Annotated in this window: 25 protein-coding genes and 2 pseudogenes; 20 read left to right on the top strand and 7 right to left on the bottom strand. The window is 58.6% G+C overall.

Going from position 1 to position 26,116, the window contains the following annotated elements:
• The 6 genes and pseudogenes from FV139_RS18905 to FV139_RS18880 form a co-directional block, all read left to right on the top strand.
• Positions 1-111 (top strand): annotated as a pseudogene (locus tag FV139_RS18905) (electron transfer flavoprotein subunit alpha/FixB family protein); the annotation flags it as partial.
• 215 nt (positions 112-326) lie between these two features.
• Positions 327-2,516, top strand: a complete 2,190-nt coding sequence (locus FV139_RS18900) for a PQQ-dependent dehydrogenase, methanol/ethanol family (protein WP_148070045.1) — start codon at positions 327-329, stop codon at positions 2,514-2,516.
• 235 nt (positions 2,517-2,751) lie between these two features.
• A complete protein-coding gene (locus tag FV139_RS21460; RefSeq protein ID WP_148070044.1) occupies positions 2,752-3,213 on the top strand; it encodes a helix-turn-helix domain-containing protein in 462 nt (153 codons plus the stop codon).
• A gap of 31 nt (positions 3,214-3,244) precedes the next feature.
• Positions 3,245-3,655 (top strand): hypothetical protein, encoded by a 411-nt coding sequence (locus FV139_RS18890; RefSeq protein WP_148070043.1) that lies wholly within the window; start codon positions 3,245-3,247, stop codon positions 3,653-3,655.
• A gap of 91 nt (positions 3,656-3,746) precedes the next feature.
• On the top strand, positions 3,747-4,625 hold the full coding sequence (locus FV139_RS18885; RefSeq protein WP_148070042.1) for an NAD(P)-dependent oxidoreductase: 879 nt from the start codon (positions 3,747-3,749) through the stop codon (positions 4,623-4,625).
• 145 nt (positions 4,626-4,770) lie between these two features.
• Positions 4,771-5,541, top strand: a complete 771-nt coding sequence (locus FV139_RS18880) for a LuxR C-terminal-related transcriptional regulator (RefSeq protein ID WP_148070041.1) — start codon at positions 4,771-4,773, stop codon at positions 5,539-5,541.
• Between the two features lie 151 nt (positions 5,542-5,692).
• Here FV139_RS18880 and FV139_RS18875 read toward each other — a convergent pair.
• Positions 5,693-6,248: pseudogene (locus FV139_RS18875) on the bottom strand (integrase core domain-containing protein).
• 421 nt (positions 6,249-6,669) lie between these two features.
• On the opposite strand from FV139_RS18875, the gene FV139_RS18870 reads away from it, so the two are divergent.
• Positions 6,670-7,893, top strand: coding sequence for an acyl-CoA dehydrogenase family protein (locus FV139_RS18870; RefSeq protein ID WP_148070040.1), 1,224 nt, complete (start codon positions 6,670-6,672; stop codon positions 7,891-7,893).
• Positions 7,894-8,031: 138 nt separating this feature from the next.
• Here FV139_RS18870 and FV139_RS18865 read toward each other — a convergent pair whose 3' ends face one another.
• Both FV139_RS18865 and FV139_RS18860 read right to left on the bottom strand, forming a co-directional pair.
• Entirely contained in the window at positions 8,032-8,175 is a 144-nt protein-coding gene (locus tag FV139_RS18865) for a helix-turn-helix domain-containing protein (RefSeq protein ID WP_148070039.1), read from the bottom strand.
• Between the two features lie 271 nt (positions 8,176-8,446).
• Positions 8,447-9,628 (bottom strand): LysR family transcriptional regulator, encoded by a 1,182-nt coding sequence (locus tag FV139_RS18860; RefSeq protein ID WP_148070038.1) that lies wholly within the window; start codon positions 9,626-9,628, stop codon positions 8,447-8,449.
• Positions 9,629-9,751: 123 nt separating this feature from the next.
• Here FV139_RS18860 and FV139_RS18855 point away from each other — a divergent pair, with 123 nt between their 5' ends.
• Genes FV139_RS18855 through FV139_RS18815 form a run of 9 tightly spaced genes read left to right on the top strand, consistent with a single transcriptional unit; the run spans position 9,752 to position 17,580 of the window.
• Positions 9,752-10,438, top strand: a complete 687-nt coding sequence (locus FV139_RS18855) for a 4-carboxy-4-hydroxy-2-oxoadipate aldolase/oxaloacetate decarboxylase (RefSeq protein ID WP_148070037.1) — start codon at positions 9,752-9,754, stop codon at positions 10,436-10,438.
• A gap of 9 nt (positions 10,439-10,447) precedes the next feature.
• The gene (locus FV139_RS18850; protein WP_148070036.1) at positions 10,448-11,548 is read left to right on the top strand and encodes a 4-oxalomesaconate tautomerase; all 1,101 of its coding nucleotides are present in this window, start codon (positions 10,448-10,450) and stop codon (positions 11,546-11,548) included.
• Positions 11,545-12,453: an NAD(P)-dependent oxidoreductase gene (locus tag FV139_RS18845; protein WP_148070035.1), complete on the top strand. Its 909-nt coding sequence runs from the start codon at positions 11,545-11,547 to the stop codon at positions 12,451-12,453. Before FV139_RS18850 ends, FV139_RS18845 begins: the two co-directional genes overlap by 4 nt.
• Before the next feature lie 4 nt (positions 12,454-12,457).
• Positions 12,458-13,477, top strand: a complete 1,020-nt coding sequence (locus FV139_RS18840; RefSeq protein WP_148070034.1) for an amidohydrolase family protein — start codon at positions 12,458-12,460, stop codon at positions 13,475-13,477.
• Positions 13,474-14,388 carry an amidohydrolase family protein gene (locus tag FV139_RS18835; RefSeq protein WP_148070033.1) on the top strand — a complete coding sequence of 305 codons (915 nt, stop codon included), beginning with the start codon at positions 13,474-13,476 and terminating at the stop codon, positions 14,386-14,388. Before FV139_RS18840 ends, FV139_RS18835 begins: the two co-directional genes overlap by 4 nt.
• Positions 14,378-14,773, top strand: a complete 396-nt coding sequence (gene ligA, locus FV139_RS18830) for a protocatechuate 4,5-dioxygenase subunit alpha (protein ID WP_148070032.1) — start codon at positions 14,378-14,380, stop codon at positions 14,771-14,773. Before FV139_RS18835 ends, ligA begins: the two co-directional genes overlap by 11 nt.
• Positions 14,766-15,605, top strand: a complete 840-nt coding sequence (locus FV139_RS18825) for a class III extradiol dioxygenase subunit beta (protein WP_148070031.1) — start codon at positions 14,766-14,768, stop codon at positions 15,603-15,605. Before ligA ends, FV139_RS18825 begins: the two co-directional genes overlap by 8 nt.
• 12 nt (positions 15,606-15,617) lie before the next feature.
• The gene (locus tag FV139_RS18820) at positions 15,618-16,562 is read left to right on the top strand and encodes a Gfo/Idh/MocA family oxidoreductase (protein ID WP_148070030.1); all 945 of its coding nucleotides are present in this window, start codon (positions 15,618-15,620) and stop codon (positions 16,560-16,562) included.
• 28 nt (positions 16,563-16,590) lie between these two features.
• The gene (locus FV139_RS18815; protein ID WP_148070029.1) at positions 16,591-17,580 is read left to right on the top strand and encodes an aldo/keto reductase; all 990 of its coding nucleotides are present in this window, start codon (positions 16,591-16,593) and stop codon (positions 17,578-17,580) included.
• A gap of 31 nt (positions 17,581-17,611) precedes the next feature.
• Here FV139_RS18815 and FV139_RS18810 read toward each other — a convergent pair whose 3' ends face one another.
• Positions 17,612-18,520 (bottom strand): helix-turn-helix domain-containing protein, encoded by a 909-nt coding sequence (locus tag FV139_RS18810; RefSeq protein WP_187276643.1) that lies wholly within the window; start codon positions 18,518-18,520, stop codon positions 17,612-17,614.
• 142 nt (positions 18,521-18,662) lie between these two features.
• On the opposite strand from FV139_RS18810, the gene pobA reads away from it, so the two are divergent.
• Positions 18,663-19,874: a 4-hydroxybenzoate 3-monooxygenase gene (pobA, locus tag FV139_RS18805; RefSeq protein ID WP_148070027.1), complete on the top strand. Its 1,212-nt coding sequence runs from the start codon at positions 18,663-18,665 to the stop codon at positions 19,872-19,874.
• A gap of 63 nt (positions 19,875-19,937) precedes the next feature.
• Here the strand turns inward: pobA and FV139_RS18800 are convergent, their stop codons facing one another.
• The 3 genes from FV139_RS18800 to FV139_RS18790 form a co-directional block, all read right to left on the bottom strand.
• On the bottom strand, positions 19,938-21,788 hold the full coding sequence (locus FV139_RS18800; RefSeq protein ID WP_148070026.1) for a phytoene desaturase family protein: 1,851 nt from the start codon (positions 21,786-21,788) through the stop codon (positions 19,938-19,940).
• 34 nt (positions 21,789-21,822) lie between these two features.
• Positions 21,823-22,314 (bottom strand): cupin domain-containing protein, encoded by a 492-nt coding sequence (locus FV139_RS18795; RefSeq protein ID WP_148070025.1) that lies wholly within the window; start codon positions 22,312-22,314, stop codon positions 21,823-21,825.
• A gap of 161 nt (positions 22,315-22,475) precedes the next feature.
• Complete coding sequence (locus FV139_RS18790) at positions 22,476-23,420, bottom strand: NAD-dependent epimerase/dehydratase family protein (RefSeq protein ID WP_148070024.1); 945 nt, start codon at positions 23,418-23,420, stop codon at positions 22,476-22,478.
• Positions 23,421-23,654: 234 nt separating this feature from the next.
• Here FV139_RS18790 and FV139_RS18785 point away from each other — a divergent pair, with 234 nt between their 5' ends.
• From FV139_RS18785 to FV139_RS18775, 3 genes are read left to right on the top strand one after another with little or no spacing between them, the layout of a single operon-like run.
• Positions 23,655-23,954 (top strand): antibiotic biosynthesis monooxygenase family protein, encoded by a 300-nt coding sequence (locus FV139_RS18785; RefSeq protein ID WP_148070023.1) that lies wholly within the window; start codon positions 23,655-23,657, stop codon positions 23,952-23,954.
• Between the two features lie 44 nt (positions 23,955-23,998).
• The gene (gene hisD, locus FV139_RS18780) at positions 23,999-25,333 is read left to right on the top strand and encodes a histidinol dehydrogenase (protein WP_148070022.1); all 1,335 of its coding nucleotides are present in this window, start codon (positions 23,999-24,001) and stop codon (positions 25,331-25,333) included.
• Entirely contained in the window at positions 25,326-26,096 is a 771-nt protein-coding gene (locus FV139_RS18775; RefSeq protein WP_148070021.1) for an SDR family NAD(P)-dependent oxidoreductase, read from the top strand. The genes hisD and FV139_RS18775 overlap by 8 nt, the downstream gene beginning before the upstream one ends.
• Positions 26,097-26,116: the final 20 nt, after the last annotated feature.

Genomic DNA, 26,116 nt, shown 5'->3' with positions numbered 1-26,116 from the left:
GTCATCGTCGCCATCAACAAGGACGAGGACGCCCCGATCTTCCAGGTGGCGGACTACGGCCTGGTGGCTGACCTGTTTGATGCCGTCCCGGAGATGGCGATGAAACTCTGATCGGCCAGGACGTGCTTAATGCGATGAGTATTCAAACTGAGATTGATTTGCAGAAGGGCGTTCGCAGGCATAATGTATGGTTCGACTCAGAGCGGTAACACTAACAAGGGCATTACACATAAAGCTTTTACGACATCACTACAGTCAGTAATTTCTTGTCGGTAGCTATCGGCAAGCATCAATATTATACGATGCAAAAAAACAGGCGGATGATCATGGACAACTATTCCAGTGTCAGGATTCTAAAAGTGGCCAGCCTAGCTCCGGTGGCTCTATCAATATTGCTCACCATCGGTGCTTGCTCTAGTAAGTCGGACAGTAATGCTGATGCACAGGCCCCGACGGGGGATCCACTGCTCTCAACGCGGCCCGCTCCAGTCGAGAGCAGTGCGGCAGAGGACGATGCTGGATCCTGGTCAATTCTGGGTCGGACATCTGACGTTACCCACCACAGCCCACTTACACAGATTAATACCGATTCCGTTGAGAAGTTGGGACTGGCCTGGTCGGCTGTGATCCCGAGTATTGACGGACTGGTTGGCAATCCTCTGGTGAAAGACGGTGTTGTCTATCAAAGTGGTGCACTTGGCCGTGTATACGCTAACGACGCCAGAACCGGGGAGTTGTTGTGGCGTTTCGACCCGGAAATCAAGTTCGAGATCGATGATTCGCTGGCGATGTACTGGAGCAGTCGCTTCAATCGCGGTGTAGCCCTGTCCGAAGAGTATGTATTTGTCGGGACTGGTGACTGCCGGCTTTTTGCGATCAATAGAAAGACCGGTGAGAAAGCCTGGGAAGTCGTGTCATGTAACCGTAAAGAACTTTACGGCATTACTGCTGCTCCTCGTGTCGGTGGTGACATGGTGTTTATCGGGAACAACTGTATCGACTCCGGAGCTACCAGGGGCTATGTCGATGCCTACAGCCAGGCAACGGGAGATCGCCTGTGGCGCTTCTACACCGTACCGGGAAAGCCCTCGGATGACTATGAGTTCGAAAACGAGGCCATGCGAATGGCGGCGGGAACCTGGGGAACCAACTGGTGGGAAAAAACAGGCGGTTGTGGCAGTGTCTGGGACGCAATTACCTATGACAGCAAGCTGAACCAGGTGTATATCGGAACCGCCGGCCCAGCCCCCTGGAACCCCGAGTCCCGCCCGGCGGATGCCGGTGACGAACTGTTCACCAATTCTATCGTAGCCCTCGACGCCACCACCGGTGAGTACATCTGGCACTACAAGGTCGTACCGCATGATGGTTGGAATTTTGATGCGACCATGCAAATGACGATCGCCGAATTGCCGATAGACGGTGAAACTCGCCGAGTTGTGATGCAGGCGCCCAAGAATGGCTTCTTCTACGTATTGGACGCAAAAACGGGTGAGTTCATTTCAGCAAACAATTTCACCCCGGTGAACTGGGCGTCACACATCGACCAGGAAACTGGCAGACCGGTAACTATTCCTGATGCACGATATTGGGAACAACCTGACGGCAAGGCCGTTGCCTCTCCGGGTACTTTGGGCGCGCATAACTGGATTGCGATGGCCTACAACCCGACAGAGCAATTGGTGTACATCCCCGTGATCATTACCCCGACTTTGACTTGGACTGATCCTGAGGCACAGGTGGGGGGCACCATGTTCGATATGTACTACGGCCTGAAAGGTGACCCCAAGTGGAAAGCTGGAGGCGAACTGGTGGCTTGGGACCCCATAAAGCAGGAGGAGCGCTGGCGTGTCGATCGTATCATGCCGTGGAACGGCGGGGTTCTGTCAACTGAGGGTAACCTGGTCTTTCAAGGCACAGCCCAGGGTACTTTTGACGCCTTTGATGCCAGAACTGGTGAGCAGAAATGGAGTATCAATGTACCGGGCGGCGTAATGTCGGCTCCATCCACAGTCGAACTCGATGGAGAGCAATATATATTCATCGCTGTTGGCAACAACGGTTCGACTGCAACGGGCAACTACCTCGCAAAAATCACCTCCAAGCCTACATTGCGTGGCGCGTCACGTTTGCTTGCATTCAAGCTAGGCGGTAGTGCTGAGATGCCGGTGGATGAAACGCCTGTTATGCCCAAGCCACCGCTGCCCAGAATGTCGGAAGAACTTGCGAAAATCGGGCGCACGAAGTTCGAACAGAATTTCTGCGTCGACTGCCACGGCCTTGAAGCTGAATCCGGTGGTGGTTCCATCAAAGATCTGAGGATGGCGAATGCAGAGACTCATGAAGCGCTGCCAGGGATCGTAATCGGTGGCCTGCGTTTCCGGCAAGGTATGCCTCCGAATCCACAGCTTAGCCTCGATGACGTGAAAGCCATTCAGGCATTCATTCTGGATGAGGCGTGGATGGCCTACGAAGCGCAAAATGCAGATGCTGAAGAATCAGATCCCAACCCCTGACGTCAGGCTTACTATTCCCATTTTACAGAAGGAAACCGCGCTAAGCGCGGTTTCCTTCAGAGTAAAAGCGCTCTGATCTCTGCTTTCTAAAACCTGTACGCGAGGTTGTGATTTGGCTTCGCGTTTGGCAGCGGATGGAACACAGCTGCAACACGTCATACTCGAGCGAATGCGGACTTGGTAGTCGGATTTGCACGACGCGATAGTAGACGAGGATTCTACGGTGTAGCTGACGATGACTTCTCTTTCACATTCTGGCATTTCCAACCCTACCATCAGGATGCTATCTGTCCTTAGCCTGGTAACCGTTGCTAGCCCGCGTAAGATGGGTTTAACGGAGCTCTCTGATCGTCTTGGGATGCCTAAAGCCACCTGTTCGTTGGTGGTATCACAATTGTGGTCTGCTGGCTATCTGGATAGAGATGCCGGTAGCAGGCAGTATGGCATCGGCCCGCGGGCTGCCTTTATGCCCGCTTTGGGGCTTGTCGAGAATGAGCGGGATACCAAACTGCATGACGGTCTCACCCGGTTAGGTAAACGCATTGGCATGCCTTTGTCACTCATACAACAGTCGACTCGTTCGGCTGTGGTGGTGAGTACCTACGATCCCTGCTCAGAGCTAGCCAAACTCGGCCGTCGACGGCCACTTGTCGCTCCTTTTGGGGCCAGCCTTTTTGCCTTTGCGAGTGACGAGTGACGAGAGACGAGAGAGATGGATTGAGGCTGGATTGCGTGACGTCACGGGCGATCGGCACTCCATTCACCTCTTACTACAGTCCAGATTGGCACGGATCCAGGACCAGGGCTGGGAGGGAGTTCACCAGGTAGAGGATCAGATTCTTGATACGGAATATCGCAACGCCGCCTGGCTCGGTGACATGTTTGAGCAGGATGCGTTGATGCATAGCTACCGTCGACGGTTGCTGGATCAAGACGTGCTAACGATTACAGAGAGGGACAAGTGCGTTGGAAATATGAGCCGGATTGTAATTCCGCTTAAGAGTGCTTCCGGGGTTGTAACCCAGTCACTCGAATGTTGGCTGCAGGGTCGTGATGTGCGTCCTGCTGAACTGGTCGATCTGGTGGAGCTGTACATGTGCGATCTCGCGAACCTTGAGGGTTGCCAGATTGAATCTTAGAGACCATCTATTAAAGTGTCAGTTGGGAATTTTCGCCGACAGCAGGTGTATAGCTAATTCATAACGCATTCGTTAACTAGGAATGTAAGGTATGGGCAACGGTATGGAGGTCGTAGTCATCGGCGCGGGCGCAATGGGTAGCGCCATTACCCAGCGACTAATCGCGTTGGGCTACTCTGTCACAGTATTCAACCGAACCGTTGAACGATGTGACCATCTACGGAAATACGGAGCTGCCATTGCGAACGATATTGAGGGAGCGCTCAGTGCTTCCAATACCGTAGTCTTGGCGCTCTACGACGGCAATGCAATCGAGTCCACGCTTCTGGCAGATAACACCCGCGAGCTTATTGTTGGACATCAGTTTCTGAATATTGCCCAGACAACGCCAGATGAAATTATTGAACTTTCTGGCAACTTTGCGAACGCGGGAGCGCGGTTATCTGAAGTCGAAATGATTGCCTACCCTGAGCATATCCTTGACGGTGTCGGCGACATGGTTCTCGCAGGACCTGCAGAAGACCAGGAACAATGGACCAGGCTACTGGATGATATCGGTAGTCAAGTCCACTGGGTGGGTGAAATCGGTAATGCCTCTCGTGCTGAGATGGCGTTCTGGCTTCCATTTGCCTTCCAGACGATTGCCATAGCGTATACGGTTGCCGCTTTCGATAGCGAAGGCCTTCCTCCGGCTTTGCCAAACAAGGTATTGTCTGCTAACCCTGTGCTTAATATTTCTGGTGCCGACTCTGCTGTGCCCGCAATGCAAAAGCATAGTTACGGCACAGACCAGTGGTCGATTGATAACATGGTAACTTCGCTCAAAGTTGCCATACGCTACGCAAAGGAACGAGGGCTTTCTACTGGCGTCTTCGAATCGATTTTGGAGGTTTATGAATGTGCCGCCCAACAGGGATTGGGCGACAAGGACCATGCAGCGGTTCGAGAGGCGCTTACTCGCTCCAGATAACGATATTTGAACACTCAGGAATATATCTGGCGGCGTTGGGCCTCCATGACACGATCTACAGAGAGCATTTAATACTATCCGTGCGATCGCTGGCCGAGTGTTATGGGCCAGGCTGATCGCCCAACCCTGAACGACATCTTTTTACATGCATGCCACATTACTTTCCAGCATAGTCGACACCCTGGGGAAAGATGCATTTTCCGGGGCATTGATGCGCTGGCTGTACAGTAGTGTACCTTTCGACGGGTTTGTAGTTCTGGGATATCCCAACAGCGGTGAATTGATAGTTTTCCACGACGGGGCTCCTGGCGTAGATAGCGTAAGTTGTAACTCGATCTATCGTGGTGGTATGTGGCTTTTTTCCCCCTTGCACCTACACGCGAAGCAGGGTGGGCAAGGCTTTTTTCACATCAGCGATATCATCGGCTCGAACTTTGAGACCTCCCGATTTTATAACAGTTATTACAATGAGGTAGGTATAAAGGACCACGTTGCCTATATTTGCCAGAACGGGGAGGGTGAGGCAATTGTCGTCTCACTCGAACGCTCACATGACCTCCCGCTCTACAGCAAGGAGGAGATAAAATGGCTAAGCGATTGGCAGCCCATGGTCACCTCTCTACTGCGGAGACACTGGGCTGGTCTCGAGAACCAGAATGGAATAGAAAAGGACCTTTACGAGAATGCAAAGGTTCAGGTCCGTAAGCTTGTTTATGATAAGAAACTGACTCCTCGTGAAGAAGACGCGCTTCTGGCGATTCTGAAAGGGTTACCAAACAAACTTGTTGCTCGGGAACTGGGTATATCAGTAGAGACGGTAAAAGTATATTGTACGAAGATCATGCGCAAGTTCGGCGTGAACTCCAGGGCAGAACTCTTTGCGAGTGTACTCAAGCAAATAGTTTCTTCGAACTAGCCGGTTGAAGATCGGGAGCAACTGGTCGCCAAAAGCTTGCCCACTTGAGACTCCGGCGACAGCTGGCGGGTTTGCCATTATATTAGTGGACGAATACATAGTTGGCTTTCACAGAGGATGTACGTAGCCCCTGATCAGTTCCATACATAACTTAGTGTTTCGACCGTTTTTTGGCCACCAGGTACTCAATTGGCGAGAGGTCGCCAAGGGAGTCATGGGGCCTTTCCTCGTTGTATTTCTTTATCCAGGAAGTCGTTATCTGCGGCATCTGTGACGGTGATGTAAACAGATATAGATCCAGAATCTCGTCCCTGTATGCTCGGTTGAATCGCTCGAAGTAAGAGTTCTGGGTTGGCTTACCGGGTTTGATAAAGTCCAGTTGCAGGCTGAGCCCGTGCTGCTGTTTGGCGTAATCGACGAGCACGCGTTTCTCCACCGGCCTTAGAGCTTCATTTCAACGATATCCTTCAGCGCTTCATGCTGGAGACTGAGATCAACAACATCCGTTTGAGCCACTGATTTTCCTCCTCGAGTTCCTTCACGCGCTTGATATCGGACACCTTCATCCCGCCGTATTTGGCTTTCTAGTTGTAGTAGGTGGCATCCGAGAAACCGTATTCGCGGTAGACCTCAATGACCTGTCTGCCGCTCTCAACCTGTTTCGAGACCCTTACGATCTGGGATTCAGTGAATCGGGATTTTCGCATTGTCGTTCTCCTCGCCTTTCTGATTATGGTCGAGAACTCCAAGATTGCGCGGGGCTGTTCCAGGGGCTACTTACATTAGCTTGGTAGTAAAGGTTCCCCTCCATGAGCAGCACAAGTCGCTTGATCATTTTTTCGCCGTCATTTATAGTTAGTACAGTTGTACTAGCGCGTAGGGCATGTTCCAGCCGTCCTTGGCTGTACTCGGTCTCGGATGGGAACTGGCATTCGCCGAAACCAAGAAACCGCTGCCTGCAAATGCAGTTTGCGGTGCTTGTTTCAGACGGCATGCGTACTCGTCCGCATCTGGGGTTAGAAGCTTCAGTAACTATGCAACCATTCATACACGTCGAGACATGGGATAGTTTCCAAGCGCGAAATACAACTGCGCCGAGAGAAACTGCCTAAAACAGAGGTCATTACAATGGATTTTGATTATTCAAAGAGAGTCACTGAGCTACAACAGCGTTTGACCCTTTTCATGGAACAGTATATTTACCCTGTTGAGACGGAATACTACGAGTACGTCGAGTCCTCAGACAAGCCTTGGGAATCTCATCCGCTGATGGAGAGCTTGAAGGAAAAGGCCAAAGCGGAGGGACTCTGGAATCTATTCCTGCCTCGTAGCTACGGCGAGCTTAGCCCCGGCCTGACAAATTTAGAGTATGCGCCGTTAGCAGAGATCATGGGACGAGTGCTGTGGGCCTCAGAGGTATTCAACTGTAGTGCTCCAGACACGGGCAACATGGAGGTCCTTGCTCGATACGGTAATGAGGAGCAAAAAAAGGAGTGGCTTGAGCCCTTGATGAACGGCGATATTCGCTCTGGATTTGCCATGACTGAGCCCGATGTGGCCTCATCAGATGCGACCAATGTTGAGACAAGCATTCTCCGTGAGGGTGACAATTACGTTATCAATGGCCGTAAGTGGTGGACCAGTGGTGCTATGAATGCCCACTGTAAGATCCTGATTGTGATGGGTAAGACCGATCCTGAGAATAGTGATCGCTACAAGCAACAGTCGATGATTCTGGCCCCGCTTGATACGCCGGGAGTAACGGTCGTCAGACCGCTAAATGTATTCGGGTTTAACGATGCACCCGAGGGGCACGCCGAAATCATTTTGGAGGATGTACGTGTTTCTGCCGGGAATATTCTACTGGGTGAAGGGCGGGGGTTCGAAATTGCCCAGGGCAGGTTGGGACCGGGCCGCATCCATCACTGCATGCGTTGCATTGGCCTGGCTCAACGAGCACTCGAAGAAATGTGTGTGAGGGCATCATCCAGAACTGCCTTCGGCCAGCCTATAAGCAAGCAGCAATCAGTGCGAGAAGCTATCGCGCAGTCTGCTTGCGAAATTGAACAAGCCAGGCTTTTGACTCTTGAGGCTGCGGACAAGATGGATAAAGGAGGCAATAAGGCGGCCAAGGATCTTATTGCAATGATCAAGATCGTCGCGCCCAGCCTTGCCTGCAGAGTGCTCGATAGGGCAATACAGATTCACGGCGGGGGAGGAGTTAGCCAGGACTTCTTCATGGCTCGTGCGTACTCACTTTCACGCGCTCTACGTCTTGCGGATGGTCCCGATGAGGTCCATATGATGCAATTGGGACGAAACCTGGCAAAGTACTACGCCGATCAGGTTTAGTTTTCTTCTCACCCTCTAGTCTTAGTGCATGGGCGCACCATAATAATTGTATGGGCGCCCGGCTTTCTCCAGAGCGACCACATCACCTTCGCACTACTTGTAATTCTGAGACGCCAGACATTCAACATCGTCTAGAAGTTAACGCGGGCACAGCCGCTGTACTTGCCGCACACTCAGTCCGAGGATCTCTGCTGCCTGAGACCGCGTCAGCTCCTTGTCACGGACTCGCTCGATGGTGTCCAGCCGCTGTAGCTCCTTGTCGCTCATGGTATGCACCGTCATATCCCTGGTTCCCAAGCCGCTCTGATATCATCAGAGGATAGACTTGGGGGGACATCTCTAACTGGGAGAATGAGGACATTTCTAACTGGAGCTCACAATCAAACTGCGTGTTATATACTTTACGTAAAAATCGAAGTGTACAGTAATCTTTAACTACACTTGTTTTAGCGGAAGAGTCCTCCTGTAGACACAATGCAACTAGGACCTTGGTTTAACCGTTATTGCTTGCACTGCTACACGAAGTTTTGATCTGCACCTTATCTGTTTAATCCTACCGCGACAGACGTCGCAGCAGATTTAGCAGCCTATCTTGAGCGCGGGTGGGTTGCCAGTCGCGGCGCAGGGTGAGGCCAATATCCCGGGTGGTGCCCTTGAGGGCAAAGGGGCTCACCGCGAGAATCCCGGCCTCCACATCCAGTGCCACCTGCTTGGCCGGCAGCAGCGCCGCGCGGTCACTCTCCAGCAACAGCCCGCGGATGGCGACCAGCGAGCTGCACTCGATCACGTGCTCTGGCGGTGTCAGCTCCTCGCGCCGGAAGAACTCGGTAAACAGTTCGCGGGCCGGTGTCTGTTTGCGTGGCGCGATCCAGTCCAGCTTCTGCAGCTGGTCGGCCGAGAGTCGCCCCTCGTTCAGCAGCCAGTGGCCGCTTCTTACCACCACGCTCAGGGGGTCCGACAGGAGGAGTTCCTGCACGATATCCGGACTCGGGGCAGGGTGGCGCAGGGCGCCGACGATCACGTCGATCTGGCCCTGCAACAGGCCGTGTAGCTGTTCCTCGTAGGGCCCATCGATGATCCGTACCGAAGTATCCGGCATTTCCGCCAGCAAGCGGCTGACGGCCTGCGGCACCAGGCGGGAGCGGGAGTAGGGCAGCGCGCCCACGCTGATACTGCCGGTATTGCGGCCCTGCAGTTCCATGACCTCGGTCAGGCCCTGCTGTATCTCGGCGAAAAACAGGCTGGCGTTGCGTGCAATCTGTCGCGCCTGCCAGGTGGGCTCCACGCCGGAGGGGGCGCGGCGGAACAGGGTGAGCTGGCACAGGGTCTCCAGTTCCCGTACCGCGCGGTGTACCGTCGGCTGGGAAACCGCGAGCCGGGCGGCGGCCCGGGTGTAACTGCCGGTGTCGATCACGGCCAGCAGGCTGCGCAGTTGCTTGTGCGTCAGGGCCCGGGCCAGTTGGCGGGCGCCCTGGCCGGCAGTGTTTTCAATGGCCTTCAGGAAACGCTGGGCGCGCTCGACACGGGCGAGGAAGACCTGCCCGGCGGGGGTGGTCTGCACCCCGGTGGCACGCCGGGAAAACAGCGCGGTGCCCACCTGGGCTTCCAGTTTGGCGATGGCCTGGGTGAGTGCCGATTGCGACAGGTGAACCTGTTCCGCGGCCTGGCTGAGTGAGCCTCGGGCCTGTACTTCCAGTGCTGCGTGCAGGTGCCTGAGATTCAGGGTGGGGTCCATTTGCCTCCCGTTTCGTTTACCCTTTATACCTTTTTCTAATACCTTATAACAGCTTTCCCATTGGCCAAACAGGGGGGAGGGGACGATACTTCCCGGCAAATAACGACACCGCAGGATTCCGTCATGCCAATCTGTGTTACCGATATCGAACGCGTTGCCGAAGACGTTGTGGCGCTTTACCAGGGCGCCGAGGTGGCCACGGTGCACGAATCCCAGGGCCGTAAGGGCCTGCTGGCCTCGTATATGCGCCCCATCTACCGCCCGGCCCGCATCGCGGGCCCCGCTGTGACCTGCCAGGTTGCGCCGGGCGACAACTGGATGCTGCACGTGGCGGTTGAACAGTGCCAGCCCGGTGACGTGCTGGTGGTGGCGCCCACCAGCCCCTGCGAGGACGGCTATTTTGGCGACCTGCTGGCCACCTCCCTCAAGGCACGTGGCGTACGCGGCCTGGTGATCGACGCCGGCGTGCGCGACACCGCGACGCTCACTGAGATGGAATTCCCGGTCTGGTCGAAGGCGATCTTCGCCCAAGGTACGGTCAAGAACACCCTCGGCAACGTGAATGTTCCGGTAGTCTGTGCCGGCATGCTGATCCACCCGGGCGATATGGTCGTTGCCGACGATGACGGCGTAGTGGTGGTCGCTCGCGAAGAGGCCGCGGCAGTCCACGGCAAGTGCCTGGAGCGGCTCGAGCGTGAAGAGGAAAAACGCAAGCTGCTGGCGGAGGGCATGTTGGGCCTGGATATCTACAGCATGCGGGAGCGGCTGGAAGCGGAGGGTTTCCGCTACGTGTCCAGCAAGGACCTGTAAGGCCCGATCATGCAGACCGCCATTCCCTGCAGTGTGATGCGCGGCGGCACGTCCAAGGGCCTGTACTTCCTGGCCAGTGACCTGCCCGCCGATACTCAGGCCCGTGACGCCGTGTTGCTGGCCGCCATGGGCTCCCCGGATACCCGCCAGATCGACGGCATGGGTGGCGCCCACCCGCTCACCAGCAAGGTCGCCGTGCTCAGCCCTTCGCAGCGCGAAGGCATCGACGTGGAATACCTGTTTCTGCAGGTGGTGGTCGACAAGGCGGAAGTGAGTGACGCCCAGAACTGCGGCAACATCCTCGCGGGGGTGGGGCCCTTTGCCATCGAGGCCGGCCTGGTGAGTGCGGGTGACCCCGTTACCGATGTCAGCATTTACATGGTCAACACCGGGGCCACCGCGGTGGCCCGGGTCGAGACGCCCGGCGGCCGGGTCAAATACGACGGTGACGCCCGTATCGACGGGGTGCCGGGCACGGCGGCGCCGGTACCGATCGACTTCCGGGATATTGCCGGCTCCAGTTGTGGCGCCCTGTTGCCGACCGGCAACGCGGTCGACGAATTTGATGGGGTCGAGGTGACCTGTATCGATAATGGGATGCCCGTGGTCGTACTGAACGCGGCGGATTTCGGCCTGCGCGGTGACGAAAGCCCGGCGGAGCTGGAAGCCAACGATGTACTACGACAGCGCATCGAGTCGATTCGACTACAGGCCGGCAGCCACATGAACCTCGGCGATGTCAGCGCCAAGACGGTGCCAAAAATGAGCCTGGTCTCGGCGGCCGCGGCTGGCGGCGACATTAACACCCGCACTTTCATTCCCCACCGGGTCCACGAGGCCATCGGCGTACTCGGCTCGGTCAGTGTCGCCACCGCCTGTGTCCTGCCCGGGTCCGTGGCGCAAAAGGTCATTGCCTCCCGTGCCGGCGACGGCGAACACCGTTTCGAGGTGGAGCACCCCACCGGGTTTTTTACCGTGGAAATGGAGGTTGCCGGTAGCGACGCCATGGACACACTGGAAGTTCGGCGCGCTGCCCTGCTGCGGACCGCCCGCCTGCTGATGCGCGGCGAGGTGATGGTTCCTGCCAGCGTGTGGGAGCGCGTACCGTGAATATCGAGCGTATCGGCCTGCTGGGGCTCGGCGAGGTCGGGGCGATTCTGGCCCGTGACCTGCTCGAGGTGACGCCGGTGGAGATTCAGGTATGGGATCACCTGCTGGATGACGCGACAGCGCCCGCGGCCCGGCACTACGATGCGCTAGCAGAAAACGCCCGTATCAGCAGGGCCGTGACCGCTGCGGGCGCCTTCGCCGGCTGTCAGCTGGTGTTGTCTGCGGTCACGGCCGACCAGGCCCTGGCCGCAGCCACGTCGGTCATGCCCGATTTTCCGGCCGGCTGCTGGTTTGTCGATTTCAACTCGGTGTCGCCGGCCACCAAGATTGCCCTTGCCTTCGAGGTGGAAAACGCCGGCGGCTATTTCGTCGAGGCCGCGGTTTTGTCACCGATCATGCCCCTGCGTATGGGCGCGCCGATACTGCTGGCCGGTCCCCGGGCCGCCGCCTTTGAGCCGGTCGGGCAGGCCCTCGGTTTCGGTGATATGTCGGCGGTTTCCGCCGAGCCCGGTGTGGCGGCGGCCACCAAGATGTGTCGCAGTGTGATGATCAAGGGGATGGAGGCGCTGGTGAGCGAGTCGCTGCTGGCGGCCCGCCATTACGGCGTGGAGGAAACGGTGCTGGCGTCCCTCAACAACCTGTTTCCGCGGCCGGACTGGCCGGCACATGCGCGCTACCTGATATCCCGTACCCTGCAGCACGGCACCCGCCGGGCCGCGGAGATGCGGGAAGTCGCCCGAACCGTCAGCGAGGCGGGCATCGAGCCGTGGATGAGCGAAGCCTGTGTCCTGCGCCAGGACTGGGCCCCGGCCTACCGCGACGCGCTGGGCGAGGAATCCCTCGACGGGATGCTGGATGCCATGCTCGCGCAGATAAAGAATCCAGAGATAACGACTAACAGGTGAACCCATGATTATTGATTGCCACGGCCACTACACCACCGCTCCGGAGCCGCACCAGCTGTTCCGGGAGGCGCAGCTTGAGGCCTTTGAAAAGGGCAGTGCATTGCCGGAAGTACCGCAGATCAGCGACGACCAGATCCGTGAGAGTATCGAGCAGAACCAGTTGCGCTTGTTGCGTGAGCGCGGCGCCGACATGACGATCTTCTCGCCCCGGGCCTCGGCCATGGCGCACCATATAGGTAACGAGGCGGTCTCCAAACAGTGGACCTCCGCCTGTAACGACCTGATCAAGCGGGTGGTCGACCTGTATCCGGAGACATTTATCGGCGTCTGCCAGCTGCCCCAGTCTCCCGGCGTGCCGATCGAGAACTCGGTCGCGGAACTGGAGCGCTGCGTCAACGAGCTGGGTTTTGTCGGCTGCAACCTGAACCCGGATCCTTCCGGTGGGCACTGGACCTCCAAGCCGCTGACGGACAAGAGCTGGTATCCCTTCTTCGAAAAAATGGTGGAACTGGATGTACCGGCGATGATCCACGTGTCCGGCTCCTGCAACCACAACTTCCACGCCACCGGCGCCCACTACATCAACGCCGACACCACCGCGTTCATGCAGTTTATCCAGGGCGACCTGTTCCGTGACTTCCCGGAGCTGCGCTTTATCATTCCCCACGGCGGCGGCGCCGTGCCCTACCACTGGGGACGCTATCGCGGCCTGGCCGACATGCTGAAGCAGCCGCCGCTGGCGGAGCACGTGATGAAGAACGTGTACTTCGACACCTGTGTGTACCATCAGCCGGGTATCGACCTGTTGTTCCGGGTGATCGATATCGACAATATCCTGTTCGGCTCGGAGATGGTGGGCGCCGTGCGCGGCATCGACCCGGAAACCGGCTACTACTTCGACGACACCAAGCGTTATGTGGATGCCCTCAACCTGACCGATGCGGATCGCAACAAGGTCTACGAAGGCAATGCGCGGCGGGTGTACCCGCGCCTGAACGCGGCGCTGGAGGCCCGGGGACTATGAGCGCCTTTACTCCCGACGCCGACTGGCTGCACTGGCACCTGTCACCCAAAAAGCCGGACTTTGTGCCGCCTGAGGGGGCGGTAGACGCACATTGCCACGTGTTCGGCCCGGGCGACCAGTTTCCCTTTGCCCCGGAGCGCAAGTACACGCCCTGTGACGCGTCGAAAGACCAGTTGTGGGCCCTGCGCGACCACCTTGGCTTCTCCCGCAATGTCATTGTGCAGGCCACTTGCCACGGTGCCGATAACCGGGCCCTGGTGGATGCGCTGGAACACTCCGGCGGCCTGGCGAGAGGGGTTGCCACGGTCCGGCCGGATATTAGCGACGAGGAACTGCAGGCCCTGCATGCCGCGGGCGTGCGCGGCGTGCGTTTCAACTTCGTCAAGCGGCTGGTGGATGCGCTGCCCTTCGATTCCCTGCACACGGTGGCCGAGCGCATCAAGCCGTTGGGCTGGCATATCGTGATCTATTTCGAGGCCCAGGAACTGCCTGAGCTCTACGACTTCTTCACTTCGCTGCCTACGACGATAGTGGTCGACCATATGGGGCGGCCGGATGTGAGCAAGCCGGTGGAGGGCGAGGAGTTCCAGCTGTTTATTCGCCTGCTGCGGGAGAACAGTAATTTCTGGTCCAAGGTGAGCTGCCCCGAACGGCTGTCACTCACCGGGCCCGACACCTACGACGACGTGGTGCCCTTTGCCCGCCATGTGGTGGAACAGTTTCCCGAACGGGTACTGTGGGGCACTGACTGGCCCCACCCGAATATGAAGTCTCACATGCCCGACGATGGCGCGCTGGTCGATATGATCCCACGCATTGCGCCGACGCCGGAGCTGCAACAGAAACTGCTGGTGGAGAATCCGATGCGGCTCTACTGGCCCGAAGAATGGGAGGCGCAGCATGGCGCTTGATAAACCCTACAAGGACATTCCCGGCACCACGATCTTCGACGCCGACATGGCGCGCCAGGGCTTCGCCCTGAACCAGTTCAGCCTGTCGTTGATGAAGGCGCCCAACCGCGAACGTTTCAAGGCCGATGAGCGCGCCTACCTCGATGAATGGCCGATGACCGAGGAACAGAAGCAGGCGGTGCTGGACCGGGACTACAACCGGATGATGGCGCTGGGGGGGAACGTGTACTTCCTGGCGAAAATTTTTTCCACCGACGGGCTGAGCTTCCAGCACGCGGCGGCGACCATGACGGGTATGAGCCAGGAGGAGTACCGCGACATGATGCTCGCCGGCGGCCGCTCACCCGAAGGTAATCTGTACAAAGAGGAAAACAACGATGGCTAGAATCAGCGCCAGTGTCTACAGCTCCCACGTGCCAGCGATTGGAGCGGCCATCGACAACGGCATTACGGGGGACGCGTACTGGCAGCCGCTCTTCGCCGGCTACGAGTATTCCAAGCAGTGGATCGCGGAGCAGAAGCCCGATGTCATCCTGCTGGTCTACAACGACCACGCCTCGGCCTTCGACGCCAATTTTGTGCCCACCTTCGCGATTGCCACCGGCGACGAATTCCAGCCCTGCGACGAGGGCTGGGGCCCGCGGCCGGTGCCGCCGGTCAAGGGACATCCACGCCTGGCGTCCCATATCGCCCAGTCGGTGATTCAGGATGATTTCGACCTGACCGTGGTCAACAACCTGGACGTGGACCACGGGCTCACCGTGCCCCTGTCCCTGATGTTCGGGCAGCCGGAAGCCTGGCCCTGCCTGGTGATTCCGATCGCGGTCAACGTGGTACTGTACCCACCCCCTTCCGGGGCTCGCTGTTATGCGCTGGGCAAGGCCCTGCGCCGCGCGGTCGATTCCTTCGACGAGGACCTGAACGTGCAGATCTGGGGTACCGGGGGCATGAGCCACCAGTTACAGGGCCCCCGCGCCGGCCTCATCAACAAGGAGTTTGACAACGACTTCCTCGACCGGCTGGTGACTGAACCCGAGGCACTGTCGAAGAAGCCGCACATAGACTATGTCCGCCTGGCGGGCTCCGAAGGCATCGAGCTGGTCATGTGGCTGATCGCACGTGGCGCAATGGACGACGATGTCGTGCAAAAGCACCGTTTTTATCATGTCCCCGCTTCGAATACAGCAGTGGGGCACCTGATCCTGGAAAACAGCTAGGAGGAGAATGAGATGAAAGTATTACTGTCCGGCCCCGGTGCCTTTGGTATCAAGCACCTCGATGGCATCAAGAATATCGACGGCGTGGAAGTAGTCTCGCTGGTAGGGCGCGACCTGGAAAAGACTCGCGAGGTCGCGAAGGAATACGGCATTGAGCACGTTGCCACGGACCTCGGCGAAGCGCTGGAGCAGACCGAGGCCGAGGCTGTTATCCTCTGCACTCCCACCCAGCAGCACGCCGCAGAATCCATTCAGTGCATGAAAGCCGGCAAACACGTCGAGGTGGAAATTCCCCTGGCCGACTGCTGGGAGGATGCCGACGCGGTACTCAAAACCCAGCAGGAAACCGGTCTGGTGTGCATGGTGGGTCACACCCGCCGTTTCAATCCCTCGCACCAGTGGCTGCACAAGCGCATTGTCGCGGGAGAAATGAACATCCAGCAGATGGACGTACAAACGTATTTTTTCCGACGCAAGAACATCAATGCCAAGGGTGAGCCCCGCAGCTGGACCGATCATTTGCTGTGGCACCACGCGGCCCACACCGTGGACCTGTTTGCCTACCAGGCCGGCTCACCAATCGTGCAGGCCAATGCCGTGCAGGGGCCGATTCACCCGGAGCTGGGCATCGCCATGGATATGTCGATCCAGATGAAGACCGAGAATGGTGCCATATGCACCCTGTCGCTGTCGTTCAACAACGACGGTCCCCTGGGTACCTTCTTCCGCTATATCTGCGACAACGGCACCTACATCGCCCGCTATGACGACCTGGTCAATGGCAAGGAAGAGCCGATCGATGTATCCCAGGTGGATGTATCCATGAACGGCATCGAACTCCAGGACCGGGAGTTCTTCGCCGCGATCAAAGAAGGGCGCGAGCCCAACTCCAGCGTGGCCAGTGTTCTGCCCTGTTACAAGGTACTGCACGATCTCGAGCAACAACTGGCGGGCTAAGCGCACACAAGGAAGAGAGAATTTCCCTATGCAACAGCGAAACATTGGCACGTTCAGCGTTCCCGCCATTGGCCTTGGGTGCATGAACCTGAACCATGCCTACGGGCATGCGCCGGATGAGGCATCGGCCATCGGTCTGCTGCGGGAGGCCTTCGAGTTGGGGGTGCGCCATTTCGATACGGCGGCTCTTTACGGTTTTGGCAGTAACGAAAAGCTGGTCGGAAAAGCGCTGCGCGACCTGCGGCCACACATCCACCTGGCCAGCAAATGCGGGATGACCGGGGTCGATGGCAAAAAAGTCATCGATGGCCGGCCGGAAACCCTCGCGCAAACGGTGGAGCAGTCGCTCGCCAGCCTGCAAACCGATCATATCGATCTGTATTACCTGCATCGCTGGGACAAGCAGGTGCCGGTCGAGGACAGCGTGGGCGCGCTGGCGAAGATGGTGGAGCAGGGAAAAATCGGGGCCATCGGTCTGTCGGAAGTCTCCGCCGATACTCTGCGCAAGGCCCAGGCCGTGCACCCGATCACTGCGGTACAGACGGAATATTCACTGTGGACCCGCAACGCGGAAATCGCCGTGCTGGAAGCCTGCCGTGAACTCGGCGTCACCTTTGTCGCTTTCAGTCCGCTGGCACGCGGCTTCCTCAGTGGCGCAGTACATGACGTATCACAGCTGTCGGAGAAAGACATCCGCCGTAATATGCCGCGGTTTCAGGCTCCCAACTTTCAGGCCAACCTGGCACTGTACCGGGAGTTCGCGGCACTCGCCGAAGGGGCCGGCTGTACGCCGGGTCAACTGGCGCTGTGCTGGCTGCTTGGCCAGGGTGAGCACATTGTTCCCATTCCCGGGACCCGCTCCATCGCGCACCTGCGCGAGAACGTGGCGGCGGGTGATGTGCAGCTGGACCTGGCCGTGCTCGAATCGGCCGGCCAGTTGATCAACCAGGATAGCGTGCACGGGACCCGCTACGGCGCAGCCACCCAGGTGGAGATCGATACGGAAGAGTTTGCCTGAGTGAAACCCCTGGTGGGCCTGGCGGGGGCGCTCACTCCTCCGGTAGCTGGCCGGCGTCTGCCTGCTTGCGGTACTCCCCGGCCGTCATGCCCTGGCGTTGCCTGAAGAAGCGGGAAAAATAGGGGTAGTCCTTGAACCCCAGGGTGTAGGCGATTTCATCCAGGGATTGCCGGGTATACACCAGCCGCCGCCGGATCTCGCTCAACATACGCTCGTCAATGAGTTGCTTGGGTGGACTGCCGAGCATCTTGTGACACAGCCGGGCCAGTGTCGACGTGGAGATATGCAGTTGACTGGCATAGCGGGAAACAGGCCAGTGTTCCCGGTAGTGGATTTCCAGCAGGGCGCGGAACTGCCCCAAGGCCTGCAGTTCCTTGCCTCCCGGTGCCGCCAGAAATTGCTGGTGTCGAAGTTGGCGGTGGAGCGAGAGCACTGCCAGTCGGGATAGCAGGGCAAGTGCCTGGTGGCGACCGGGTCGCTGATAATCAAACTCCTCGCGAATCTTGCCGACGTATTCCAGAAAGGCCGTCAGGCCCGGGTCGTCTGCAACGTACTCAATCAATTGCGGTGTCTGGAACAGTTCGCTGCCTGAACCTTCATACCCCTGGGGCAGTTCCTCGGCCAGTACCGTGTCCTTTAGGGTGAGCACGAAACCCTGGCTGCCTGGCTGAAAGCGAAACCCGTGTATCGCGCCTACCGGCAGAGTCACGATCCAGCTGCCGACCAGATTGTGTGTCGTCCCCTCGAGATTGATCTCCAGTTGGCTGTCGAAAATGCAGAGTAGCTGGAACAGCCGGTTGTGCCGGTGTGGCTGAATTATCCAGTCGAGGCCGCTGCTGCGGGTGGCAATATCCTCGATATGCACGAACCCCGGGTCGCCGTCGACGAAGTTGTCACCGTAAAGTCCGTAGAACGGGATGGTTGCAGGGTTCTGGGCCATAGCGGTTCCTCGCAGGGGCGGGCTGGGCTCACCAATGGATGTGCTCTGCACGAAAAGTACAATAGATTGATTAAATGTTGAATAGTCCCCGGGGGGTGAGAGGGCAACAATGAACGCATAAACCAAACAGGAGAAATGCGTCGTGGAAACGTTGAAAACCCAGGTAGCGATTATCGGTGCCGGACCTTCGGGCCTCCTGCTGGGCCAACTGCTGGCGAAACAGGGCATTGAGACAGTGATTCTGGAGCGGGTGAGTGGCGAGTATGTCCTCAGCCGTATTCGCGCGGGGATCCTGGAGCAGGGCTTTGTCGACCTGGTGCGCGAGGCGGGGGTGTCCGAGCGCATGGACCGGGAAGGGGAGGTACACGACGGCTTCGAGATTGCCGTGAACGGCGAGCGGACCCACATTGACCTGAAGACGCTGACCGGGGGCAAAACCGTGCTGTGCTACGGCCAGACCGAGATCACCCGGGACCTGATGGAAGCCCGCGAGAATGCCGGGCTGCCCACCTGGTACGAAACCTCTGATGTGGTGCTGCACGACGTCAAGACGGACCAGCCCTGGGTGACCTTTACCCACAACGAAGTTGCCTATCGCCTGAACTGCGACTTCATCGCGGGCTGCGACGGATTCCACGGTGTATCGCGCAAGACGATTCCCGAAAGCGAGCGAACTGAACATGAAAGGGTCTACCCCTTTGGCTGGCTGGGGTTGCTCAGCGACACGCCGCCCGTCAGTGAAGAGCTGATTTACTGTAACAGCGAGCGCGGTTTTGCCCTGGCCAGCCGGCGCTCCAGCACCCGTTCGCGCTATTACCTGCAAGTGCCGCTGACCGATGATGTCGAGGACTGGACTGACGACAAATTCTGGGAGGAACTCAAGCGTCGGCTGCCCGCCGACGCCGCGGAGCAACTCGTCACCGGCCCAAGCCTGGAAAAGAGCATTGCACCGCTCCGGTCCTTTGTCTGCGAGCCTATGCAGTACGGCAATCTGTTCCTGGTAGGCGATGCGGCGCACATCGTACCACCCACCGGCGCCAAGGGGCTGAATCTTGCGGCGTCCGATGTGGCGGCCCTGTACCAGATACTGTCTCGCGTCTATCGCAATGGTGATCGTGATTGCATCGCACAGTACTCAGCCATCGCACTGCGCCGGGTGTGGCACGGCGAACGCTTCTCCTGGTGGATGTCCAATATGCTGCATAACTTTGGTGATGCACGGATCAACGATATGGATGCAGCCACCTTCAGCCGGTTCATGGCCTCGGAGCTCGATTACTACCTGAATCACGAAGACGGACTCAAAGTCATCGCCAACCAGTACGTTGGCCTTCCCTACGAATCGCTGAAATAGCCCCTACCGGCCAGGCGGATCCCAAAGGCGCCAACGTCTATCTGACGTTGGCAGCCGAGGGTATCAGTCCTTGCGAAACAGCATCCCCAGGATCGCCCAGACCTTGGCAGGACTCAAGGCCAATTTGATCGCGCGGCGGAGATCGCCCGGGCCCAGGCGGGCGGTGAGTGGCATTGTGCCGAAGGTCTTGCCACGAATGACTACTTCGTCGCCGGCGGTTTCGATGCTGTCGACCGCCATCAGTTCTTCATCCTGCTCGTCGAACAGGCGCATGGCGCCATCTTTCGGTGCGAGAGTGCGGGCACGGGCCTTGCTGACCGTGTCATCCGCCACGTCGAAGGTCGCATTGAAGTCCATACCGAGGTCTTCAAACATGATCATGGCAGCCGCTCGGCCAGCGCCTACCACACCACCCGCCGGAGGCATGGACGGGCCGACGAGATAGAGCCCCTCGATGCCCGGCACCCGGAACTGACCCAGGTCCGCCGTCGGGCGGCTGCCCACGCTCTGGTAGAAGTACGGGGCGACACCGTGAACGTCACCCTTGACCATCGAGTTGGGGGAGTTTCGCTCCAGATCCAGCGGAGTATAGAACTTGTGCGCGATGATATTGTCGCTGTTGAGGTTTGATACAAATCGCGACTGCTGCTCCTGTCGCATCTGGCCATACTCCTCCCGGAACTCATCCCAGCGGGAGCTGCCACCCTCGAACAGCTCGTAGGGCGCAAAGCCGGTGCTGTGCCACATGCCGGCTCCCGCGGGTACCCGGCTGGGGTCTGACTTGGATTCATCGTTGCCGGCAAACATCATCCTGCGGGTAATTTCGCCGCGCTTCAGTGCGTCGAAGTCCGCCTGCAGTTCAGCCATGCTCTCATGCTGGCACAGGGTCAGCATGATCGCCTTTTCGACATCCTTGTCTTCGGTCCGGAATTGAATGGGTTCGCGCAGGTCGTAGTGTGATACGAACAGGCTGAAGGCTGCCAGTGAGGCGTTCTCTGCCCGCTGCAACACCGGTTCCGCTACGCCGTCCACGAACTGGCGCAGCTTGTGCGGGTGCATGGAACCGATCACGGCATCTTTCGCCATGATCTTCTCGCCGTCATTCATCTCGACCCCGACGGCCTTCCCGCCGGAAACCAGAATCCGTTTGATCTCGGCGTTGTAGCGCAGTTCGCCGCCGTTGGCCTCGATACACTTGACCATGGATTCCGACAGTTTGCCGCTGCCGCCCCAGGGTTGGGAAACGCCGTAGGTGTGCATCAGCGCGGTGAACATGATAGTGCCCATACCCGTGCCCAGTTCATCGGGCAACTGCAGGTTCTCCGAGACCGCCCGGGCGATATGCATCTGTACTTTGTCGTGTTCGAACCACTGCCTGATGATGTCGAGGCTGCTGCGCTGCATGAAATCCAGCATCATCCGCCCTTCATCGCTGCTGTCGAGCATGGCGACCAGCTGTCCGAGCGGAGGTTGCGGTTTGTACATGCCCGGCATCACCATGGGTAGAATGGACTGACCGATCTCCACGAACCGGCGGTAGGCGTCGGCGTCTTTCTGCGAATAGCGGGCAATGCCTTCACAGGTCTTGTCGAGATCCTTGTAAGTAATCAGGACTGACTGGTCGTTGAAGATGGTCGCGTGCGGCTGTTCGGAGTACTTGTACTTCATGCCGTGCTTGCTGAACAGCTCCAGCTCATCGCTGGTAATCATCGGGTTGGCCTGGATCATGATGTGCACGCTTGAATGCAGATCGTGATGATAGCCCGGCGTGAGAATCTGCTGGGTTGCCACGCCTCCGCCCGCGTAGCTGTTGCGTTCCAGCAACAGTACTTTCTTGCCGGCCTTGGCCAGATAGGCCGCTGTCGTGAGGCCATTGTGGCCTGCGCCCATGGCGACGATATCGTAGTCGGACATAGTGTATTTATTTCCTGGAGATCTATTCAGCGAATCAGGGATGAACTTCCGGCAGCGGTTGGCCGTTGACTTCGACAGCAGTGGCTTCGGTCAGCACGAACACGATACGGCAGGTTTCCGTCTCGCTGGGGTTGCGCCACAGATGAATGGTGCCGCGCTGGATCACGATATCGCCGGGGCCCAGCAGTGTGGTGGCGCTGTCGTCCAGTTCCAGTTCGAGCTGCCCGCTCAACACTATGCCGTAGTCGAGGCTGTTGCTGCGGTGCATCGGTGAGGACTGGCCGGGCAGCATGTCGACCACCCGGATGACGGAGCCGCCCTGCAGTGTCAGTCCCGCGTCGCGCTCCCGGCCATCCACCGGGTCGTTATTCTCAACGGGCAGGTCGGGCGCGGTCCAGAGCAGCGTGAACCGTGCATCACCGCTGGGGATCAACTGGGTTTCAAAGCTGCTGTCGCTGGCGAATACCGCGCGGCCACTGTCATTGTGACCGGTGACCACGCGACGAACTGGAGGTAGTTGGGTCATTGCTCTGATTCCTGGATAGCTCATATTCGTCTAACAGGCCTGGAATCCTCAAGGAGAGAACGCCAGTTCGATGTTCGGCAAGCCTACTGTTGCGCCTGCGGGGTCACAAATCGTGATTACCGATGGGGACTATAGCTGTGGCCAATGGAGAGCGGCATGACTCAGCCAACTGCCCGAGTCGCGGCCAGCGCACGCTGGACCAGATTCTGCAGGGAGTCGTCGTCGGAGAAACCCGCGGACTCGGCCGCCGGCGTTTGCAGTGGCGGATGTGTGCCGAAATGCGCTTCCAGACCCTCATCCGCCTGATAGCTCACCAGTGATTCCGCAACTTCGCACTGTGCGGCGACCGCGCCGGCGAGTTCCCCCATGGTGCAGCGCAGTGCCGGCAGGGTGACCACGCGCGATGCGGGCATGGTTTTGCTGTCGAGCTTTGCGGCATGCACAAGGTTGTCAACACAGCGTTCTACCGACATCAGCCACAGGGTTCCCTGTGGTGAGATCGGGCTGGTGAAGGGTTCGCCGGCTTGCAGGGCATGAAACAGATTGCTCATAAACGCGGATTTCAGCCCACTCGGCGCCGGTGGTCGGGCGACGATTCCCGGCAGCCTGACGCTGACGGCATCGAGCTGCCCGCGGCGTGACATGTCCGCAAGGGCGAGTTCCACCATGGCCTTGTGGGTTCCGTAGACCATGGCGGGTTGAATTCTGCAGTTATCGTCTACGACGGGGGGCAGGGGGGCTCCGAGTACGGCGATGGTACTGGTGAATACAATGCGTGGATTCGAGCCCGCCGCAGCCGCCTCTTCGAACAGATTCAGGGTACTGTCGAGATTGACCTCTCGGGAAAGTTCCGGGTTACCCTCGGCGGCTCCGCCCGGCAAGGCCGCCAGGTGGAAGAGCACATCGACACCACCACTCAGAATTTTCTCGCGAACAGCGGCATCTTGCAGTTGACCCTGTACGCTCTGGATGCGTTCTCTGTCAGGGCACTCAATTACAGGCAGCTGTGTGTCCATCAGTGTCAGGGAAAGTGATGCGTCGCAAGCCAATCGCTGCGCGAGCGCCCTGCCGACAAATCCGCCGGCGCCAGTCACCACTACTTTCATCCAGACTTCTCCTTATTGTTTGGCGGGCGCGGCCCGACTCCGCCCCAGTGTTCGGGAGGTGACCACAATCCTAGAGCAGGCAGCAGTCTGCATCTACAGGAAGGGGGCGGCTTTACTATCGCAATTACGGATAGCGGCCTTCCAAACAACGAATGACCAACTTCTTGACCAGAATTTTCCCACTGGGCAAAGTGGCGTTACCGATAACATCACCTTTACATGGAGCCCGTTACCATGATTTACGAAATCGCAGAGATTGACGTCACTCCGGGTTCCGAAGCTGAGTTTGAAGCAGCGGTAGCGCAGGCGAGCGAACATTTTCGCGGCGCCCAGGGCTGTCGCAGCCTGAAGCTGGAGCGGGGTATTGAGCATCCCGCCCGCTATCGCCTGGTGGTTGGCTGGGACTCCGTGGAAGATCACATGGAAACCTTTCGCAGTTCGGAAGGTTTCCAGCACTGGCGCCGACTGGCGAGCCCGTTCTTTGCCGGGGCGCCCCGCGTCGAGCACGTCAGTTGCGTGCTGGACGCATTCTGACGCTGGTGCATCCGTCGAGATAACGTAAACAGGACCTCATAAACATGGCTAACTGGTTGAAAAAGGGCGCGAGTGCTGAAGTCAAGGCCGACGCCGATCGCAAGGTGCGGGACATCGTCGAGGCCACCCTCGCAGACATCGAGCAGCGCGGTGACGAGGCAGTCCGCGAACTGTCAATCAAGTTTGATCAATGGGAGCGCGAAGACTACCGCCTGAGCGACGCGGAAATCCAGGCCTGCATCGATAGCCTGTCCAGCCAGGACCTCAAGGACATCGAGTTCGCCCAGACCCAGGTGCGCAATTTTGCGCAGATCCAACGCGAATCGATGCGCGATGTTGAGGTCGAGACCCTGCCTGGTGTGGTCCTCGGTCATCGCAATATCCCGTTGAACTCCGCGGGCTGTTACGTTCCCGGTGGCAAATACCCGCTGCTTGCCTCTGCCCACATGTCCGTCATTACCGCCAAGGTGGCAGGGGTACCACGGGTGATTACCTGCGCGCCCCCCTTCAGGGGCAAGCCGGCCCCGGCCATTGTGGCGGCCCAGGCCCTGGCGGGTGCCGACGCGATCTATGCACTCGGCGGTATCCAGGCCGTGGGCGCCATGGCACTGGGTACCGAATCCATCTCTCCGGTCGACATTCTGGTCGGCCCGGGCAATGCCTTTGTCGCTGAAGCCAAACGCCAACTCTATGGCCGTGTCGGCATCGACCTGTTCGCCGGCCCCACCGAAACGCTGGTGATCGCCGATGACAGCGTGGATGCCGAACTGTGTGCAACCGATATCCTGGGGCAGGTAGAGCACGGTCCCGACAGCCCCGGGATACTGCTGACCAACTCCGAGCAACTCGCTCGAGAGACCATGGCTGAAATCGAGCGCCTGCTGCAGGTGCTGCCCACAGCCGATCATGCCCGCAAGGCCTGGGAGAACTTCGGCGAGGTGATTGTGGCAGAGAGCTACGAAGAGATGGTCGCCATCGCCGATGACATCGCCTCGGAACACGTCCAGGTGATGACCCGGGATCCGGACTACTTCCTCAACAACATGACCAACTACGGTGCGCTGTTCCTCGGACCTCGGACCAACGTTGCCTATGGCGATAAAACCATCGGCACCAACCACACCCTGCCGACGAAAAAGGCCGCGCGCTATACCGGCGGACTGTGGGTCGGGAAATTCCTCAAGACCTGCACCTACCAGAAAGTGCTGACCGACGAGGCTTCTGCGCTGGTGGGCGAATACTGTTCCCGCCTGTGCGGCCTCGAGGGCTTTGCCGGTCACGGTGAGCAGGCCAACATCCGCGTGCGCCGTTACGGCCACCGCGATGTACCCTATGCCGGCACAGCCGAGCCCAGTGAGGCGACCCGCGCCGATGGCTGAGCGGATACCGCGCACGCCCAGTTTCGATTTGCAGGGTCGGCGCGCCCTGGTGACCGGGGCTGGTCGCGGGATCGGCCTGGCGATGGCTGCAGCGCTGGCCCAGGCTGGCGCGGAGGTCACCCTGGTTGCTCGCAGCAGCGACGAGATCACACAGGCGGCAGAGTCGATCAGGGTTGCTGGCGGCCGGGCGCAGGCCGAAGTACTGGATGTCACCCAGGGCGAGGCGGTGCACCATTTTTTTGCGGAGCGTCCGGCATTTCACGTGCTGGTCAACAATGCCGGCACCAACCGCCCGAAACCGATTGGCGAGGTGACCGAAGCCGATTACGACGCCGTGCTGGACCTCAATCTGAAGAGTACGGTCTTTGTCACCCAGCAGGCGGTTGGGCGGATGATCGAGGAGGGCGTCGAGGGGTCGATCATTCATATGGGATCGCAAATGGGCCACGTGGGCGGTCCCGGGCGCACCCTGTACTGTGCCTCAAAGTGGGCCCTGGAAGGCTTCAACAAGGCCTTGGCACTCGACCTTGCGCAATACCGTATCCGCAGTAACACCATTGCACCGACCTTTATTGAAACACCACTGACGCGGCCTTTTTTCGAGGACCGGGCCTTTCTCGATCACGTCCTCAACAAGATCAAGCTGGGACGTGTGGGGCAGGTGGAGGACCTGATGGGAGCCGTTGTGTTCCTGGCCTCCGACGCTTCCGTGCTGATGACCGGGAGCAGCCTGGTGATCGACGGTGGCTGGACCGCCGACTAGGTCATTCAATCCGCAGCACG

Source organism: Parahaliea maris, from assembly GCF_008064665.1.
Lineage (GTDB): Bacteria > Pseudomonadota > Gammaproteobacteria > Pseudomonadales > Halieaceae > Parahaliea > Parahaliea maris.
The sequence above is the reverse complement of the archived record's forward strand: the minus strand, read 5'-3'. Positions and strand labels throughout refer to the sequence as shown.